Genomic DNA, 17,107 nt, shown 5'->3' with positions numbered 1-17,107 from the left:
CCGCCCCTAACTCGCCAGCGGGTAGCGAATTAATTCTCGCACAAGCGCTGTGGCGAAACAGCCCCTAGGCAAGGAAAAGCTCAGCTCCAGCGACTTATTACCCGTAAACTGCCACTGGAGATCTTGAGGTATCAGGCGCAGCGCCCGTCTCTCCATACTCAAACCATGTTTAAGCAAACCCACGCATAAGTCTTCCTGCAGGCTATACACCGCCTCTTCCGCACTGGCCGCGGCAGCACTCACCACGAGACGCCCAGCCTTACCGAACAGCGGTCCGGTGGGTTGAATATCGCCACTGGCTAATCGGGCCAACGTCTCCTCGTTGCGTTCAGCGCTAAACACGCTACCGCTGTCTCGCAGCGCGTAAATCTCGCCGTCTAAACCTGTGTTCCAACTGCCATCAAGCACCCGATTCGCCAATACGGTATTAAACAGGTAAGACCTGGCCGCAGAAAGATACATGCTGCGCTCAAAACGGCCCGGCGTTAACGTACCCGCAAACCACTGTTGGCAAGCGCTAATATTGCCGCCTTGGTGGCCAAAGCGCTGCTCACCAAAGTAATTCGGCACGCCCTGAGATAGCTGCGCCACTCGGTGGCCAAGATCGTCAAGATCACCCTCTAGGGCACTTAAGCACAAGGTGAATCGGTTATAGCGATGGCTGCCCAAACGCAGCTTTTGACGGTGGCGGCCCTTGCGCAGTATTTTCCAGGTTTCCGTTTCCGGCGCATCCCACGCGGGAAAGTTTTTACCTGGCAGATGCACGCAAAACCACTGACGAGTGATGGCATGGCGATCTTTCTGACCCGAATACGTGACGGCTTTGGGCTGCACACCCGCTAAGCGCGCCAATTGCCTAGCGACATACTCCGTATTATCACCGCGCTTTTCTATCCACAGCCAGTCAAACTCGCCATCGTCGCTAAATTCGACGGGGAAAACCTCTTCCACCACAAAATCTTCAGGTTGGGCTTTTAATACACCACTAAGCTGCGGAGTACCGAGTGCACGAGGCCAATCAGGCAACATCGCCACGCTCCAACAACACCACGGCGTCTACCGCAATACCTTCGCTGCGGCCGACAAAACCTAATTTTTCGGTGGTGGTTGCTTTTACGCTAATCTGGCCAATTTCTAGGTTCAAGGCCTTGGCAATGGACTCGCGCATGGCGGGAATAAAACTCGCGAGTTTAGGCGTTTGCGCTGCAATGGTGAGATCCGCATTGCCCAGCGCATAGCCCTCACGCTGGATTAATTGATAGCAATGCGTCAATAACTGCGCACTGTCAGCGCCTTTATAGCGCGGATCGGTATCTGGGAAGTGCTTGCCAATATCACCCAATGCCAAAGCCCCAAGCAATGCGTCACAGAGCGCATGAAGGGCAACATCACCATCTGAATGCGCAATGAGTCGGTACGCACACGGCACCCAAACCCCGCACAAATGAATGCCATCGCCCTCATCTAGGCGATGGACATCATAGCCATGGCCAATACGAATTCTAGTCATTCACGCCTCCAGCCAAAAAAGCCGTCGCTATAGTGAGGTCATCAGGATAGGTAATCTTAATATTACGGTGACTGCCTTCAACCAAGAGGGGCCGCCCGCCAAATTGCTCCATTGCCGAGGCCTCGTCGGTTACCGGCAAAGCGTGCTCACGACAGTGTTTGAGCGCAGCACGAAGCTCACCGTAACGAAATAGCTGCGGTGTTAACGCCCTCCACAATGCATTTCTATCAACTGTTTCGACCGCTTCTCGGAGGGCGTTGCCTCGTTTAACAGTATCAACCACCCGCGCCGCCAATATTGCTCCTAGCGGATGCTCACGACCCTTTAGCAATAAAGCTTGAACGTCGGCGTCACTAAGACAAGGCCTCGCAGCGTCATGCACCAGCACCCAATCCGTCGCCGCAGCACCGGTAAGCGCCGCAAGCGCCAGTTCTACAGACTCCGCGCGCTCTAGACCACCAGTGACAGATTTTACTTTTGGATGCTTAGCACAGGCGAGTTCGATAAAGGTCTTGTCATCCGCATGCAGCGCGACAAGCACCTCATTGATCTCAGGACAACGCAACAATGCAGCGATGCTGTGCTCAATGACCGTTTTGCCGGCTAAGGGCAAATATTGTTTAGGAAGGGCTGCGCCAAAGCGGCTGCCTCGACCTGCGGCGGGCACTACCGCCCAAAGGCGAGATACAACTGCCTTATCGTCAATCATGTTCGCACTGCCTGTTTCGTTTCAAGCTATTATTCTGTTCCAACTATTCTTCAACGATGAGATAGAAGGTCTCGTCGCTCTTAATCAGGCCCATATCATTGCGGGCGCGCTCTTCAATACTATCGAGATCGTTTTTTAAACTGCGTACTTCGCCATATAGGCGTTCATTACGCTGATTTAAATCGTCGTTAACTTTTTTCTGTTGAACGATATCCCGACGTAAACTGGTAATTTGCTCCCAACTACCCGTACCCGTCCACAGCCTAAACTGCAGCATCGTCAAAATGACCAGCAGTAATAAAAGCAATCGCCGGCGCGTCATAGTGCTGCCATCTCACTCATACCCATACTGATCCTCAATACCCCGCAACGTCATTTAAGGGGCAGCTTTTGCTGCCCCTTAAAACCTAAGCGCGGAATTCGTCACGACCACGGTATGCCGCACCCAACTCTGCCTCAATACGCAGCAAACGATTGTATTTAGCGACGCGATCTGAACGACACAACGAGCCTGTTTTAATTTGGCCGGCCGACGTCGCCACGGCCAAATCGGCAATTGTGGTGTCTTCGGTTTCACCAGAGCGATGCGAAATAACGGCGGTATAACCTGCATCCTTAGCCATCTTAATCGCGTCTAAGGTTTCAGTCAGCGAACCAATTTGGTTGAATTTAATCAGAATTGAGTTCGCAATTTTGTTATCAATACCACGCTTTAGAATTTTAGTATTGGTTACAAACAAATCGTCGCCGACCAGCTGTACACGGTCGCCAACTTTGCGCGTCAGAGTTGCCCAGCCATCCCAATCGCTTTCGTCCATGCCGTCTTCAATGGAGATAATCGGGTATTTCTGGCTCAGCTCATCTAAATAGCTCGCAAAGCCGTCAGCATCGAATTCTTTGCCTTCGCCGCTCAGCACGTATTTGCCATTCTTGTAAAATTCGGAAGACGCGCAATCCAGTGCCAGAGTGATGTCTTTGCCCAACTCGTAACCGGCGTTGGCAACGGCCTCAGCAATGGCTTCAAGTGCCGCTTCATTCGATGGCAAATTCGGTGCAAAACCGCCCTCGTCACCCACTGATGTGCTCAAACCGCGAGCCACTAACACTTTCTTCAACGAGTGAAAAATTTCCGCACCTTGGCGCAAGGCTTCAGCAAAAGTCGGCGCACCAACGGGCTGAATCATAAACTCTTGAATATCGACATTATTGTCGGCGTGCTCGCCGCCATTGATAATATTCATCATTGGCACCGGCATGGTGTACTGACCTTCGGTACCATTGATTTGCGCAATACGCTGGTACAGCGGAATACCCTTCTCAATCGCCACCGCTTTTGCCGCCGCCAACGAGACTGCCAAAATGGCGTTGGCGCCCAAGTTTGATTTGGTCTCAGTGCCGTCGGCAGCAATCATGGCATTGTCGATAGCGCGCTGATCTTCAGCGTCCATCCCCAGCAACAAGTCACGAATAGTTGTATTGATATTGGCAACGGCTTTAAGTACGCCTTTACCCAAGTAGCGGCTGGCGTCGCCATCGCGCAATTCTAGGGCTTCACGAGATCCCGTCGATGCCCCTGAGGGTGCACAAGCACTGCCTACAGCGCCAGATGCAAGTACAACATCCGCTTCAACGGTGGGGTTACCGCGAGAATCCAGGATCTCATACGCTTTAATATCGACAATCTCTGCCATGTGAGTTTTCTCCGTGTCAGTCTTTATAAAATTAAAAATCTATTGAATATCGAGTGTTGGCAAGGATTTCACAACATCGTCCACTGCCTTCATATGTTCGAGGAAGCCTTTAAGCGCAGATAAAGGTAGCGCACTGGGGCCGTCGCATTTGGCTTGATCGGGATTGGGGTGAGCCTCGAGAAACAAACCAGCGATGGCCAAGGCCATACCGGAGCGGCCAAGCTCGGCAACTTGATTGCGGCGTCCGCCCGACGCTGCGCCCATCGGGTCGCGGCATTGCAGTGCGTGAGTAACGTCAAAAATTAGCGGCGCACCGCCGCTGACATCGCGCATAATTTTAAAGCCGAGCATGTCGACAACGAGGTTGTCGTAGCCAAAATTACTGCCGCGCTCACACAGCATAATTTTGTCGTTACCGCACTCGGCAAATTTTTCGACAATATTCTTCATTTGCGCAGGACTTAAAAACTGCGGCTTTTTGATATTAATAACCGCATCGGTGGCCGCCATCGCCGCCACTAAGTCAGTTTGTCTGGCCAAGAATGCGGGCAACTGAATAACGTCACACACTTCAGCAACAGGGCCAGCCTGGTAAATTTCATGGACGTCGGTAATAACTGGGATGTTAAAAGTCTGCTTAATTTCCTGAAAAATGCGCAAACCTTCTTCCATTCCAGGCCCACGATAGGAGTGCACTGAGGAGCGATTGGCCTTATCAAAAGACGCTTTAAAAACGTAGGGAATGCCTAATTCAGCACACACCTTTACATAATGTTCGGCGACCTTCATGGCCATGTCCCGGGATTCAAGAACGTTCATGCCACCAAATAAAACAAAGGGCTTGTCATTCGCCACATCAATGCCGGCAACACTCACTACTTTATCTTTCATGTCTCTATTCCTTAAATCCCAATTCTAGCCTATGCACTGCACAGTGGTTTATTACGCTTTGCTGTGGGCGTATGCCGCGTTAACAAAGCCACTAAACAGCGGGTGACCATCGCGGGGTGTAGAGGTGAACTCAGGGTGGAATTGACAGGCAATAAACCACGGGTGATCGGGTATTTCTACCACCTCAACCAAGCTCTTGTCCGCTGACCAGCCGCCGACTTTCAAACCATTAGCCTGCATGCTCTCAACGTATTTATTGTTCACTTCGTAGCGATGACGATGGCGCTCGGTAATCAATTCGCTTCCGTAAACAGCACTTACCGCAGAACCTTCAACAAGATGACACTGCTGCGCTCCTAAACGCATACTGCCACCGAGGTCAGTATCTTCATTACGCTGTTCAACGCCGCCTTCAGCGGTGACCCACTCGGTTATCAAGCCAATCACTGGATCGCTGCACTTATCATCAAATTCAGTACTATTGGCGCCGCTAATACCCAAAACATTGCGGGCAAATTCAATAACCGCTACCTGCATCCCTAGGCAAATACCCAAGTAGGGAATTTTATTTTCTCTGGCATATTGTACGGTGAGAATTTTACCTTCCACGCCCCGGTTGCCAAAACCACCAGGCACCAGAATACCGTCAACGCCGTCGAGCACGCCGAGGCCTTCATTCTCGATAATTTCTGAGTCGATATAACGTACCGCCACCTTGGTACGACTGTGAATGCCCGCGTGTTTCAAGGCTTCGTTTAGCGATTTATAGGCATCAAGCAATTCCATGTATTTACCAACCATGGCGATTGTCACGGTCTGGTCTTGATGTAAATCGCCGTCAATAACAGTGTCCCACTCAGTCAGATCCGCTGGCGGGCAATCGAGGCCAAAGCGCTCAACAACCAGCTCATCCAAACCTTCTGACGCCAATAAAGATGGGATACGGTAAATTGAATCGACATCGCGCAACGGAATAACCGCGCGGGACTCAACATTCGTGAACAGCGCTATTTTATGGCGGCTGCTCAGATCGATTTCGTGATCTGAGCGGCACAGCAATATGTCAGGCTGTAAGCCAATAGAACGGAGTTCTTTAACAGAGTGCTGGGTGGGCTTGGTTTTGGTTTCACCGGCGGTGGCAATATACGGCACCAAGGTCAGGTGCATCAGCATTGAGCGTTTGGCACCTAATTCAACTTTTAACTGACGCGCCGCTTCAAAGAAGGGCAAGCCTTCAATGTCACCAACCGTGCCGCCAATTTCAACAATGGCGATATCGGCATCACCGGCACCCGCGAGAACTCGGCGCTTAATTTCATCGGTAATATGGGGAATTACCTGCACTGTGCCGCCAAGATAGTCACCGCGACGCTCTTTGCGCAACACGGTTTCATAAACGCGACCAGCGGTGAAATTATTACCTTTGGCCATTTTGGCGCGCACAAAGCGCTCGTAATGACCAAGATCAAGGTCGGTTTCTGCACCGTCTTCGGTAACAAATACCTCACCGTGCTGAAATGGACTCATGGTACCGGGGTCTACATTAATGTAGGGGTCCAGTTTCAACATAGTCACTTTGAGGCCGCGAGCCTCGAGAATAGCGCCCAGCGATGCTGAAGCGATGCCTTTACCGAGAGACGAAACAACACCGCCGGTGACGAATATAAAACGCGCCATGTCATGCCTTTTTGATAGTGCGATAAGATATAGGGCTGGAAAAAGCGGTGCTTCTTTGCCCCTTGAGATGGGACGTCAGTCTAACAGGAAGGCCCTAACGAAACAATGAAATTAGGCCTCCGTCGGACGCCGAGTCTCTGTTATAATGCGCCTCCAATTGCTTGCACATTCAAGGCCTTAGTACTATGCAACCCATGCTGAATATCGCATTGCGCGCCGCCCGTAAGGCGGGAGACATTATCGCTCGCGCATCTGAACAACTGGATCGCGTTCAAATCGAGTCCAAAGGCGAGAACGATTTTGTGACCGAAATCGACCGCAAAGCCGAGCAGGAGATCATTTATCACCTGCAAAAAGCTTATCCTGATCACGGTTTTCTGGGCGAAGAGTCCGGCGCGTCCGGCAATGCCGACAGCGATTACCAGTGGATTATCGACCCCATCGACGGCACAACCAACTTTGTGCGCGGCATTCCCCACTTTGCCATTTCGATTGCCTGTGTATTTCAGGGTCAAATCGAACACGCAGTGATTCTCGACCCGATTCGGCGCGAAGAATTTACCGCCAGCCGTGGTCGCGGTGCGCAGGTAAATGGCCGCAGAGTGCGGGTTACTATGAACCCGAGCTTAGAAGGCGCCTTAATCGGCACCGGCATTCCGTTTAAAGCCCATAACGCTCAACACCTGCCAGCTTATATGCGCAGCCTAGAAGCCGTGGCCGCGGAAACAGCGGGTGTCCGCCGTGCTGGTGCCGCCTCACTCGACTTAGCCTATGTTGCGGCCGGACGTCTCGACGGATTCTGGGAAATTGGCCTGAGCAAATGGGACATCGCGGCAGGCATCCTGCTCGTGCGCGAAGCCGGTGGTTTGGTCAGTGATTTCAGTGGCGGTGGCAATTATTTTGAAAGCGGCAATATCGTTGCAGCCAATCCCAAGTGCTTGAAGGGATTACTGCAGGCAGTGCGCCCGCATTTAGAGAAATTGCGATAGGGATTAGTCGGACGTCTGGAGTCGGATGTCTGACGTAAGGTCAAAAACATAGACACGATGTGTCTGTTGCAAAAAAAGCGCATCAAATGCGCTTTTTTTACGTCCGACCGCAGACGCCCGACTGCCTCCTCTTCCAACGTCAGACCCCAGACGTCAGACTCAACTTAAGGCAAATCATCTACCTCTGCCCCTTCCTTCTCCTGCACGATCAAGTCATCTTGGCTGATATTCATTGTTACCAGTAAGCTCGCGACGATGTAGATCGACGAGTACGTACCCACACCAATACCAACAAGTAGCGCGAGAGCGAAGCTGTGGATCATTTCGCCACCGACTACCGCCAAGGCAATCAATACCAATAAGGTGGTGCCGGAAGTAACCAAAGTACGGTCGAGGGTTTCAGTCAGCGAGATATTGATCACTTCAACCGCGTCGTGCTTACGTAATTTACGCAGGTTTTCACGAATTCGGTCCGCAACGACGATAGAATCGTTAAGCGAGTAACCGATTACCGCCAGAACGGCCGCCAATACGGTGAGATCGAAATCCCAGCCCACTAGGGCGAAAACACCCAAGGTTATGATGACATCATGGCCCAACGCCGCTACCGCACCGAGAGAAAACTTAATTTGGAAGCGCATCGCAACGTAAATAAGGACAACGACAAGCGCCAGCAACACAGCCAAACCACCCTGCTCGCGCAACTCTTCGCCTACCTGCGGACCGACAAATTCAATGCGGCGCAAATCGATTTCACCCGCCGCGCCGTTTTTCAGGACTTTCAGTACCTCTTCACCGAGAGTCGGGCTCATACCCTGTGGTAAACGCACCAACACATCAGTATCAGAACCAAAATTCACCACCACCGCGTTATCGTAGCCAGCAGTTTTAAGCTGATCCCTCACCTCTGGTAGGGCGACAGGCTCTTCGTAAATGACCTCAATTAAGGTGCCACCGGTAAAATCCAAGCCAAAATTCAGGCCTTTAAAGGCAAGCAAGCCAATTGCAACCACAACTAAACAGGTAGAAAGCACGGTGGCGAGCTTACGCAAGCCCATAAAATCGATAATTTTTGTATTCTCAGACATATGTTTCCCCTAGATCGCCAGCTTAGTGACGCGACGACCGCCGTAAAGCATATTCACAATTGCCCGTGTACCCATAATCGCAGTAAACATTGAGGTGATTATCCCCAGCGATAAGGTGACCGCAAAGCCGCGTACCGGCCCCGTTCCTACTGCATACAGAATTACTGCCACCAGCAAGGTCGTAATATTTGAGTCCATAATGGTGACAAAGGCGCGACCGTAACCCGCCTCAATTGCGTGCTGTACCGATAAGCCCGCTTTTAGCTCTTCTCGTATTCGCGAGAAAATCAGCACATTGGCGTCGACCGCCATACCCACGGTCAAAACGATACCCGCAATACCCGGTAGTGTGAGCGTGGCACCTAGCATCGACATACAGGCAGTGAGCAAAACAATATTAAAACCCAGCGCGGCAACGGCGATGACGCCAAACACGCGGTAGTACACCACCATAAACACCGCAACCAAACCAAGTCCGATTTTTACTGCATTGAAACCCTGAGCAATATTTTCAGCGCCCAGCGACGGCCCGACCGTGCGCTCTTCAACAAAGTCGATTGGCGCGGCAAGTGCACCAGCCCGCAGTAACAATGACAGCTCAGCTGCTTCCCCTGGCGCGTCTAAACCGGTAATCCGGAACTGAACACCAAGCGCATCTTTAATAGTGGCCAAACTGATAATTTTTTTCTCGTCATACGGCACTTTGACAATCTGCTCTTTGCCTTGCGCATCCACTTCATAATAAGTGCGACTTTTCCGCTCAATAAACAACACCCCTAAACGGCGATTGATATTGTGTCGAGTCATGCGGTGCATCAGCGTACCGCCCTCACTATCGAGCGTAATACTGACCTGGGGCATGCCGTTTTGGTCAAAACTGGCCTGGGCATTAGCGACCCGCTCGCCAGTTATCACCACGTCGCGCTCTAACCAAGCACTCGGCTCGCCTTGACCTGGGTTGCGAAATTCAAATTGCTCACGATCAGAAGTAGGCGCGTCATAACGAGCCTCTAATCTAAAGTCGAGGTTCGCGGTTTTACCCAAGATCCGCTTAGCTTCGGCAGTATCTTGAATACCGGGCAACTCAACCACAATCCGATTGCGGCCTTGGCGCTGCACCAAGGGCTCAGACACACCCAGCTCGTTCACGCGGTTGCGCAAAGTCGTTAAGTTTTGACCAACAGCGTAATCTTCAATCTCTTTGCGTTTGGCTTCACTGATTAAGGCGCTGAGATAAAAAGCGCTGTCTCCAACCGTTGAATCCACGCGCTGTGCGGTTAACTCAGTAAACTCTTTCTTGATGATACTCAATGCTGAGTCGCGCAATTCCGCCGACGTAAACTTACCGGTGATAACACCCTCGTCGCCCAAACTTACTAAACCACGCACACCGTCTTCACGCAGTTTCTTTTTAATTCCGGAATTATAGTGTTCAAGGCGAGTCGCAATGGCTGAATCGGTATCGACTTCAAGTAAGAAGTGCACCCCTCCACTCAGGTCGAGACCAAGCTTCATCGCTTGCGCACCAAGATTACTGAGCCATTGCGGCGTGTTCGACGCCAAATTCAAGGCCACAATAAAGCCGTCACCTAAACTGCGCTGCACTACCCGCTGAGCGCGGAGCTGCACGTCGGCATCGTACAAACGAATCAAGCCACTTTTACCAGTCTCATTGGCCTTTTCGCCAAAGTGCTTAATACCACTGGCTTCCAATGCCGCTGACAAGCGTTCCATCTGGGCTTGGTCAATGATGACACCACTGCTCTCCCCAGAAATCTGCAAAGCCGGGTCTGGCCGGTACAAATTGGGAACCGCGTACAGTAAACCTAAGCCCAGAACCGCCAAAATCAGCAGGTTTTTCCAGAGCGGATATTTATTTAACATTCTATTTCCACCAAAACCGCCTGTTGCGACGGTGTCCGTTTAACACTGGGCGAGACACCCCTAACACCCACACTACGAGACCTTCACACGCTAACTATTTTGCCCTCTGGCTACGTCAAAATCGTACTCAATCGGTCATTTATACTTATAAACTCCCTCTTTCCGTGCGCTTTTTCCTTGCCAGAGAACAAAATCTCGGCGTATGTGTGAAGGTCTCTACATATATATTAAGAGGCCGGTAAAAAACCGGCCTCTTAATATTAAACTTATCCCACCCAAACCCTAGCATTGCGGAATAAGCGCATCCAGCCGCTGTCCTCTACCGAGTTATCCGCGATCCAAGAGTTCTGCACGGTGCGGAAAACCCGTTCGGGGTGAGGCATCATGATGGTTACCCGACCATCGGCGCTACTGGCGCCAGCAATACCTGCCGGGGAACCATTCGGATTGGCCGGATACTGTTCGGTCACCGCCAAATGATTATCAATAAATTGTAGCGCCACTTTACCAGACCGCTGCAAATTACCGAGCTGACTCGCATCTGCAAACTCCGCACGCCCTTCTCCATGCGCAATTGCCACCGGCAAGTGAGAACCTGCCATGCCAGCAAGTAATATGGAGGGTGATTCTGGAATTTCAAGCTGGGCTACCCGCGCCTCGAACTGTTCTGAGCGGTTGCGCACAAAACGCGGCCAAAATTCCGCGCCAGGAATCAGCGAATGTAAATTCGACATCATCTGGCAACCATTGCAAACACCGAGAGAGAACGTATCTCCCCGCTGAAAATACGCGGCAAACTCATCTCTTGCTCTGGCATTGAACAAAATGGTTTTTGCCCAGCCCTCACCGGCGCCAAGTACGTCGCCGTAAGAGAAGCCACCACACGCAGCCAGCCCCTTAAAGTCAGCCAGACTCACGCGGCCACTGAGGATGTCGCTCATATGCACGTCAACCGCGCTAAAACCAGCGCGATCAAAGGCTGCAGCCATTTCCATTTGGCCGTTAACGCCCTGTTCGCGCAGTATCGCGACCCGAGGCCGCACACCCGTTTTAATGTAAGGCGCGGCAACATCCAGCTGGGCATCAAAACTGAGTTTGCTGCTCAAGCCGGGATCGGCCTCAACCAAGCCGTCGAACTCTTGCTGCGCGCACTCAGAATTATCCCGCAGCGCCTGCATGCGGTAGCTCAATTCCTGCCACTTGCGGTGAAAATCTAGGCGCTGGCCCCGCAACACGGTGCTACCGGCAAAACGCATCTGCACATCATTACCCGCCGTCGCGCTACCGATATTTTGAACAAGATCACTTAAATCATGCTCCGCAAATACCGCCATTACACCGCTAAGATCACTCGCCTTAACTTGGAGTACCGCACCGGCCTCTTCCGCAAACAGGGCACCATGAACCGTACCACCGGAGCCAAGATCTATATCTAAACCGCAATGGCCCGCAAAGGCCATTTCCAGCAATGTTATTGCGGTGCCGCCGTCAGAGCGGTCGTGGTAGGCAATTATTTTCTCGTCTTCTAGCAATTGCTGAACGGCATTAAAGAAGCCCGGCAGTAATTTGGGGTCATCAATGTCCGGCGCGGTATCACCAATCTGCTGATAAACCTGCGCCAAGCAAGAACCGCCGAGGCGTTGCTTACCTGCACCGAGATCAATCAGCAGCAAGGCGGTATCGCCCAAATCAGTACGCAATTGCGGGGTAACCGTCTTACGCACATCACTTACCGGACTAAATGCGGTGATAATTAAGGACATCGGTGCGGTGATGGCTTTATCTGCTTCATCGTCACGCCAAGTGGTGCGCATTGACATCGAGTCTTTGCCAACAGGGATAGTAATACCTAGCGCCGGGCAAAACTCCATGCCGACGGCTTTCACGGTATCAAACAAGACTTCGTCTTCGCCGCCGTAACCCGCGGCGCACATCCAGTTAGCCGACAGTTTTATATCTGAGAGCTTTTCAATGCGTGTTGCTGAGATATTGGTAATGGCTTCGGCCACCGCCATCCGACCCGAGGCCGGGCCATTAATCAAGGCTAACGGCGTGCGCTCACCCATGGCCATCGCTTCACCGGCGTAGGAATCATAGCTCACGGTCGTTACCGCGCAATCGGCCACTGGTACCTGCCATGGGCCAACCATCTGGTCACGGTGCACTTGCCCCGTAATAGATCGGTCACCAATGGTAATTAAAAAGCTTTTGCTCGCGATGGTTGGCAGCGCAAGCAAGCGTTCTAAGGCTTCATCCACTTTAATAGCCGCGGGCTCAAAGCTCGGCAAGCTTAATTTTTGACGGTTAAACTCACGATTCATCTTAGGTGGCTTGCCAAACAAAATCGACATCGGCAGATCGACGGGATTATTGTCAAAGTGGGTATCGCCAAGGCGCAGACGCTTATCACTAGTCGACTCGCCTACAACAGCGTAGGCCGCCCGCTCCCGCGCGCAAATTTCTTCGAACACCGCTAAGTCTTTCGGCGCAATCGCCATAACATAACGTTCTTGGGATTCGTTACACCAGATTTCCAGTGGCGACATACCCGGCTCGTCATTAGGCACTTTGCGCAGATCAAAATCACCGCCACAGCCGCCGTCTTTCACCAGCTCAGGAAAGGCGTTAGACAAGCCGCCGGCGCCAACATCGTGGATAAAGGCAATGGGGTTGTTTTCACCCATAGCCCAGCAGCGATCAATCACCTCTTGGCAACGGCGCTCCATTTCTGGGTTTTGGCGCTGTACCGAAGCGAAATCGAGGTCTTCAGTGGATGCGCCACTGCTCATAGATGAAGCCGCGCCCCCGCCCAAGCCGATCAACATTGCCGGGCCACCCAAGGCGATTAATTTATAACCGGCGGGAAATTCAGTCTTAAGCACATGTTCGGCTTTTACATTGCCGTAGCCGCCAGCAATCATAATGGGCTTGTGATAACCACGCCGCTCTTCGCCATTGGCGCCAAAGGCATTTTCTTCAAAGCTGCGGAAGTAACCACAAAGATTAGGTCGGCCAAATTCATTATTAAAAGCGGCGCCACCAATTGGGCCTTCCAACATAATATCTAATGCAGACACAATGCGACCCGGTTTACCGTAGTCGGCTTCCCAGGGCTGTTCATAACCGGGCACCCGCAAATTGGAGACGCTAAAGCCAGAAAGCCCAACCTTGGGCTTGGAGCCGCGCCCCACCGCGCCCTCATCGCGAATTTCGCCACCAGAACCGGTACCCGCACCTGAAAAGGGTGAAATCGCTGTGGGGTGATTATGGGTTTCGACCTTCATAAGAAGATGAATATCTTCTTCGTGGTAAGTGTACTCGGCCGTACCCGGCTCAGGGTAAAAACGCCCTGCACGATGCCCTTTAACCACGGCCGCATTATCGGAATAAGCGCTTAACACGTCTTCGCCACCTAACTGGTAGGTGTTTTTAATCATGCCAAACAGGGAGTGAGACTGAGCCTCACCATCGATTGTCCAGCTGGCATTAAATATTTTGTGACGGCAGTGCTCAGAGTTCGCCTGCGCGAACATCATTAATTCGACATCACTGGGATTACGACCCAATTGCTGGAAGCTTTCCAGCAAATAGTCAATTTCGTCCTCAGCTAATGCCAAACCCAACTCACTATTGGCTGCAACTAAGGCGTCACGGCCACCGACCAGCACATCCACCGCCTGCATCGGCTTGGGAGTTTGGCGGCTAAACAAAACCTCGGCGCCCTCAGGGCTGGTCAAAACCGTCTCGACCATGCGGTCGTGAATCGCCGCCAACAAGGCGCTGCGCTCGCCCTCTTCCAAAGGCGCGGCAAGATCAACGCGATACAAAACCCCACGTTCAATACGGGCGATCATATCAAGCCCGCAATTGCGGGCAATATCACTGGCCTTACTCGACCAAGGCGAAATAGTGCCAGGCCGCGGTACCACAAAGAAGCTCAGGCCATCACTCTCGGCAAATGCGGCGCGCGGCCCATATTGCAAGAGTTGGCTTAATACTGCTGTGCGCTCACTATCGAGCGCCACCGCGGTATCTACCAAGTGAATATATTGAGCGCTCAGTCCGCGCAGGCTGGGAATATCACCTGTCAAACTGGCCACTAATTTAGCTATGCGAAAATCTGAAAGCGCCGGAGCACCTGGAATAATGAGCATTCGGGGCGACAACCTTGATCGAATGGATTGAAGCCGGCCATTGTAAAGGAAATACGCGGGAAATTTTATCCCAAATACTCTTTATGGTGCGATCAATCGCTAAGCGATACAATCGAGGCCCAGATTCTCGGAGCGTCACACTTGCCAGATTGCCCCAAAACACGACGATTTCTATTGCGCGCCCTGCTGCCAGTGCTTTTTATTGGCCTTTTTACGCACTGCAGTGAAAATAACGACAAGCTCCAAAAAATTCGTGAAGACGGCGTTTTACGGGTAGTAACCCGCAATGGCGCCACCACTTATTATGAGAGCCAAGGCGCACCAGCCGGTTTTGAGTATCAATTGGCCCATGCCTTTGCCGAGCATTTAGGGGTAAAACTACAAATAATTCCGGTGGTTGGCTTCGACGAGGTGTTTGATAGCCTCGCCAATGGCAACGCCGATATCGCTGCAGCTGGCCTAAGCATTACCGCCGAGCGCCAAGACACGCTTGTTTTTGGCCCAAGCTACTTAAGCGTCAAGCAATTTTTTATCTACAACCGCGATGTAAATGCCCCCATAAAGAGCGCAAAAGACTTAATTGGCAAGCAAATCCGCGTATTAGGAAATACTGCCCACGTCAATTTATTGAACGAGCTAAAACAAACTCACCCTGAACTAACATGGGCTGAAAGCAGAGATTTTGAAACTATTGACCTCCTTGAACAGCTCGCCGATGGCCAAATCGACGCAACCATTATCAATTCCAATGAGTTTTACGCCAATCGCGCCTTTTATCCCAGCTTCCGTATCGGTTTTAGCGCCGGCAAACCCCGCAAACTGGCTTGGGCTATGCAAGCGACGCCGGGCAATGCGGGACTGACCAAGGCTATTGCTGAGTTTTTTAAAATCATGACTGGCAATGGTAAATTGCCGCGTTTAATTGAGCGCAACTTTACCTTCAATGAGCGCCGCACTTTTATCAACACACACGCTTTTTTACGACTTAAAGAGGAACGCCTCCCGAATGTGAAGGGTATGATCGAACAAGTCGCCATTGAGTTTGATTTAGACTGGCGCCTGTTGGCCGCCATTAGCTACCAGGAGTCACACTGGGATGCTGATGCAAGATCGCCCACCGGGGTAAGGGGCATGATGATGCTCACCCGCGCCACCGCAGAAGAACTGAACATTGAAGACCGCAGAGACCCCATGCAAAGCCTGCGGGGCGGTGCACGCTATTACAAAAAAATGCTTAGTCGACTGCCCAGCTCAATAGAGAGCCCAGATCGCAGCTGGTTTGCCCTCGCCGCCTACAATATTGGCCTTGGCCATGTTGAAGACGCACGAGTTATCACCGAACAATTAGGCGGCAACCCCAATCTGTGGAATGACGTGCGCGAAAACCTACCCTTACTCCGACAGAAAAAGTGGTTTAAACCCACGCGCTATGGCTATGCGCGCGGTGACGAAGCCGCTCGCTATGTCCGCAACATTCGCGATTATTATTCACTGCTAACCTGGGATGAACTGAATCGTTATCGCGTGCCGCCACCACGCATAGCCGCAGACTATTTACCGGCAGAATTTAATCGTGGTTTCGACGCCATGTAGACTGACAAAGCAAATACCTGAACTGAGTAGTCCGGCAAAAAGCAGCTCTCGCGCGCGAAAGCTGCCCAAGAACAGTAAAAACTAGCGAAGTGCCATCGGTATCAGCTGAGCTGCAGGCTTGTAGCCAGGAATCAAGCTGCCATTCTCTAGCACAATGGCAGGCGTACCTGTCACACCCATAGCGGCACCCAATTGATACTGAGCTGCGATTGGGTTATCACATTTCTTTGGCGTAACAAAACCGCCACTTTTCAAAGCATCCATTGCGGCATTGCGGTCATCAGCACACCACGCCGATGCCATCTTGTCATAGGTTGGGGTCCCTAAACCTGCGCGGGGGTAGGCCAGATAGCGAACCTCAATTCCCGCTGCATTCAGCTGCGGAACTTCCTGATGCAATTTCTGGCAGAAACCGCAATCCACATCGGTAAAGACGTAAATCGCGCCCTTAGCCTCTCCCTTAGGGCTAAAGATAATCATATCTTCCCGTTTAACCTCGCTCAGCCACTCTTTACGCTGAGGCGCGAGCTTTTTTTCGGCAACGCTCTCGATTCCCGCCGCGCTAATTTCAAACATATCACCGACGATAAAATATTTACCGTTTGCACTGGCATAAACCACCGGGCCGTTTTGCATGGTCACCAAATAAAGACCCGGCAACTCTTCGCTGGCGACAACTTTACTAATCACAATATCAGGACGAGTGGCTTTAAAAGAAGCCTTGATGGCGGCTTCCGCCGCCTTGTCTACCACTACACTGCCAGCATTGACTTGCATCGCAGGCAGCATGAGCCCGGCTAAAACAATCGCCCACAAAGCCCGACCGGCAATGTGCTTCTTTAAAATATTCAAATAATTTCTCCAAAAAATAATCGTAATACTGCCAAACCAGTATTTTAAGAAACCGTTCGAGACAACAAG

The 17,107-nt window shown here is 51.6% G+C and carries 13 protein-coding genes; 2 read left to right on the top strand and 11 right to left on the bottom strand.

From position 1 onward, the window contains the following. Positions 1-6: 6 nt before the first annotated feature. From truD to HNQ57_RS07880, 7 genes are all read right to left on the bottom strand, one after another. The gene (gene truD, locus HNQ57_RS07910; protein ID WP_184462195.1) at positions 7-1,029 is read right to left on the bottom strand and encodes a tRNA pseudouridine(13) synthase TruD; all 1,023 of its coding nucleotides are present in this window, start codon (positions 1,027-1,029) and stop codon (positions 7-9) included. Then, a complete protein-coding gene (gene ispF, locus HNQ57_RS07905; RefSeq protein ID WP_184462194.1) occupies positions 1,019-1,510 on the bottom strand; it encodes a 2-C-methyl-D-erythritol 2,4-cyclodiphosphate synthase in 492 nt (163 codons plus the stop codon). Before ispF ends, truD begins: the two co-directional genes overlap by 11 nt. Further along, positions 1,503-2,219 (bottom strand): 2-C-methyl-D-erythritol 4-phosphate cytidylyltransferase, encoded by a 717-nt coding sequence (ispD, locus tag HNQ57_RS07900; RefSeq protein ID WP_184462193.1) that lies wholly within the window; start codon positions 2,217-2,219, stop codon positions 1,503-1,505. The genes ispF and ispD overlap by 8 nt, the downstream gene beginning before the upstream one ends. 43 nt (positions 2,220-2,262) lie before the next feature. After that, the gene (gene ftsB, locus HNQ57_RS07895; RefSeq protein WP_184462192.1) at positions 2,263-2,541 is read right to left on the bottom strand and encodes a cell division protein FtsB; all 279 of its coding nucleotides are present in this window, start codon (positions 2,539-2,541) and stop codon (positions 2,263-2,265) included. Positions 2,542-2,626: 85 nt separating this feature from the next. Beyond that, on the bottom strand, positions 2,627-3,910 hold the full coding sequence (gene eno / locus HNQ57_RS07890) for a phosphopyruvate hydratase (protein WP_184462191.1): 1,284 nt from the start codon (positions 3,908-3,910) through the stop codon (positions 2,627-2,629). 39 nt (positions 3,911-3,949) lie between these two features. Further along, the gene (kdsA, locus tag HNQ57_RS07885) at positions 3,950-4,801 is read right to left on the bottom strand and encodes a 3-deoxy-8-phosphooctulonate synthase (RefSeq protein WP_184462190.1); all 852 of its coding nucleotides are present in this window, start codon (positions 4,799-4,801) and stop codon (positions 3,950-3,952) included. A 51-nt stretch (positions 4,802-4,852) separates the two neighbouring features. Beyond that, positions 4,853-6,478 carry a CTP synthase gene (locus HNQ57_RS07880; RefSeq protein ID WP_184462189.1) on the bottom strand — a complete coding sequence of 542 codons (1,626 nt, stop codon included), beginning with the start codon at positions 6,476-6,478 and terminating at the stop codon, positions 4,853-4,855. A 185-nt stretch (positions 6,479-6,663) separates the two neighbouring features. On the opposite strand from HNQ57_RS07880, the gene HNQ57_RS07875 reads away from it, so the two are divergent. Continuing rightward, positions 6,664-7,467: an inositol monophosphatase family protein gene (locus HNQ57_RS07875; protein ID WP_008247495.1), complete on the top strand. Its 804-nt coding sequence runs from the start codon at positions 6,664-6,666 to the stop codon at positions 7,465-7,467. Positions 7,468-7,631: 164 nt separating this feature from the next. On the opposite strand, the gene secF is transcribed toward HNQ57_RS07875, so the two are convergent. The 3 genes from secF to purL all read right to left on the bottom strand — a co-directional run bounded on the left by secF (position 7,632) and on the right by purL (position 14,593). Continuing rightward, positions 7,632-8,555, bottom strand: a complete 924-nt coding sequence (secF, locus tag HNQ57_RS07870) for a protein translocase subunit SecF (RefSeq protein ID WP_184462188.1) — start codon at positions 8,553-8,555, stop codon at positions 7,632-7,634. Between the two features lie 9 nt (positions 8,556-8,564). After that, on the bottom strand, positions 8,565-10,439 hold the full coding sequence (gene secD, locus HNQ57_RS07865; RefSeq protein ID WP_184462187.1) for a protein translocase subunit SecD: 1,875 nt from the start codon (positions 10,437-10,439) through the stop codon (positions 8,565-8,567). A gap of 266 nt (positions 10,440-10,705) precedes the next feature. Then, positions 10,706-14,593, bottom strand: a complete 3,888-nt coding sequence (purL, locus tag HNQ57_RS07860) for a phosphoribosylformylglycinamidine synthase (protein ID WP_184462186.1) — start codon at positions 14,591-14,593, stop codon at positions 10,706-10,708. 141 nt (positions 14,594-14,734) lie between these two features. Here purL and mltF point away from each other — a divergent pair, with 141 nt between their 5' ends. Next, complete coding sequence (mltF, locus tag HNQ57_RS07855) at positions 14,735-16,186, top strand: membrane-bound lytic murein transglycosylase MltF (protein ID WP_184462185.1); 1,452 nt, start codon at positions 14,735-14,737, stop codon at positions 16,184-16,186. A gap of 81 nt (positions 16,187-16,267) precedes the next feature. Here mltF and HNQ57_RS07850 read toward each other — a convergent pair whose 3' ends face one another. Further along, positions 16,268-17,038: a DsbC family protein gene (locus HNQ57_RS07850; RefSeq protein WP_184462184.1), complete on the bottom strand. Its 771-nt coding sequence runs from the start codon at positions 17,036-17,038 to the stop codon at positions 16,268-16,270. Positions 17,039-17,107: the final 69 nt, after the last annotated feature.

Origin of the sequence: Zhongshania antarctica (assembly GCF_014202945.1) — a bacterium.
In the GTDB taxonomy this organism is placed as follows: Bacteria; Pseudomonadota; Gammaproteobacteria; order Pseudomonadales; family Spongiibacteraceae; genus Spongiibacter; species Spongiibacter antarcticus.
The sequence above is the reverse complement of the archived record's forward strand: the minus strand, read 5'-3'. Positions and strand labels throughout refer to the sequence as shown.

Coding starts and splice junctions, on each gene's coding strand:
- secF (WP_184462188.1), bottom strand. CDS start 8,555: ATGTCTGAGAATACAAAAATTATCGATTTTATGGGCTTGCGTAAGCTC.
- eno (WP_184462191.1), bottom strand. CDS start 3,910: ATGGCAGAGATTGTCGATATTAAAGCGTATGAGATCCTGGATTCTCGC.
- ispF (WP_184462194.1), bottom strand. CDS start 1,510: ATGACTAGAATTCGTATTGGCCATGGCTATGATGTCCATCGCCTAGAT.
- kdsA (WP_184462190.1), bottom strand. CDS start 4,801: ATGAAAGATAAAGTAGTGAGTGTTGCCGGCATTGATGTGGCGAATGAC.
- truD (WP_184462195.1), bottom strand. CDS start 1,029: ATGTTGCCTGATTGGCCTCGTGCACTCGGTACTCCGCAGCTTAGTGGT.
- HNQ57_RS07875 (WP_008247495.1), top strand. CDS start 6,664: ATGCAACCCATGCTGAATATCGCATTGCGCGCCGCCCGTAAGGCGGGA.
- purL (WP_184462186.1), bottom strand. CDS start 14,593: ATGCTCATTATTCCAGGTGCTCCGGCGCTTTCAGATTTTCGCATAGCT.
- secD (WP_184462187.1), bottom strand. CDS start 10,439: ATGTTAAATAAATATCCGCTCTGGAAAAACCTGCTGATTTTGGCGGTT.
- HNQ57_RS07880 (WP_184462189.1), bottom strand. CDS start 6,478: ATGGCGCGTTTTATATTCGTCACCGGCGGTGTTGTTTCGTCTCTCGGT.
- ftsB (WP_184462192.1), bottom strand. CDS start 2,541: ATGACGCGCCGGCGATTGCTTTTATTACTGCTGGTCATTTTGACGATG.
- ispD (WP_184462193.1), bottom strand. CDS start 2,219: ATGATTGACGATAAGGCAGTTGTATCTCGCCTTTGGGCGGTAGTGCCC.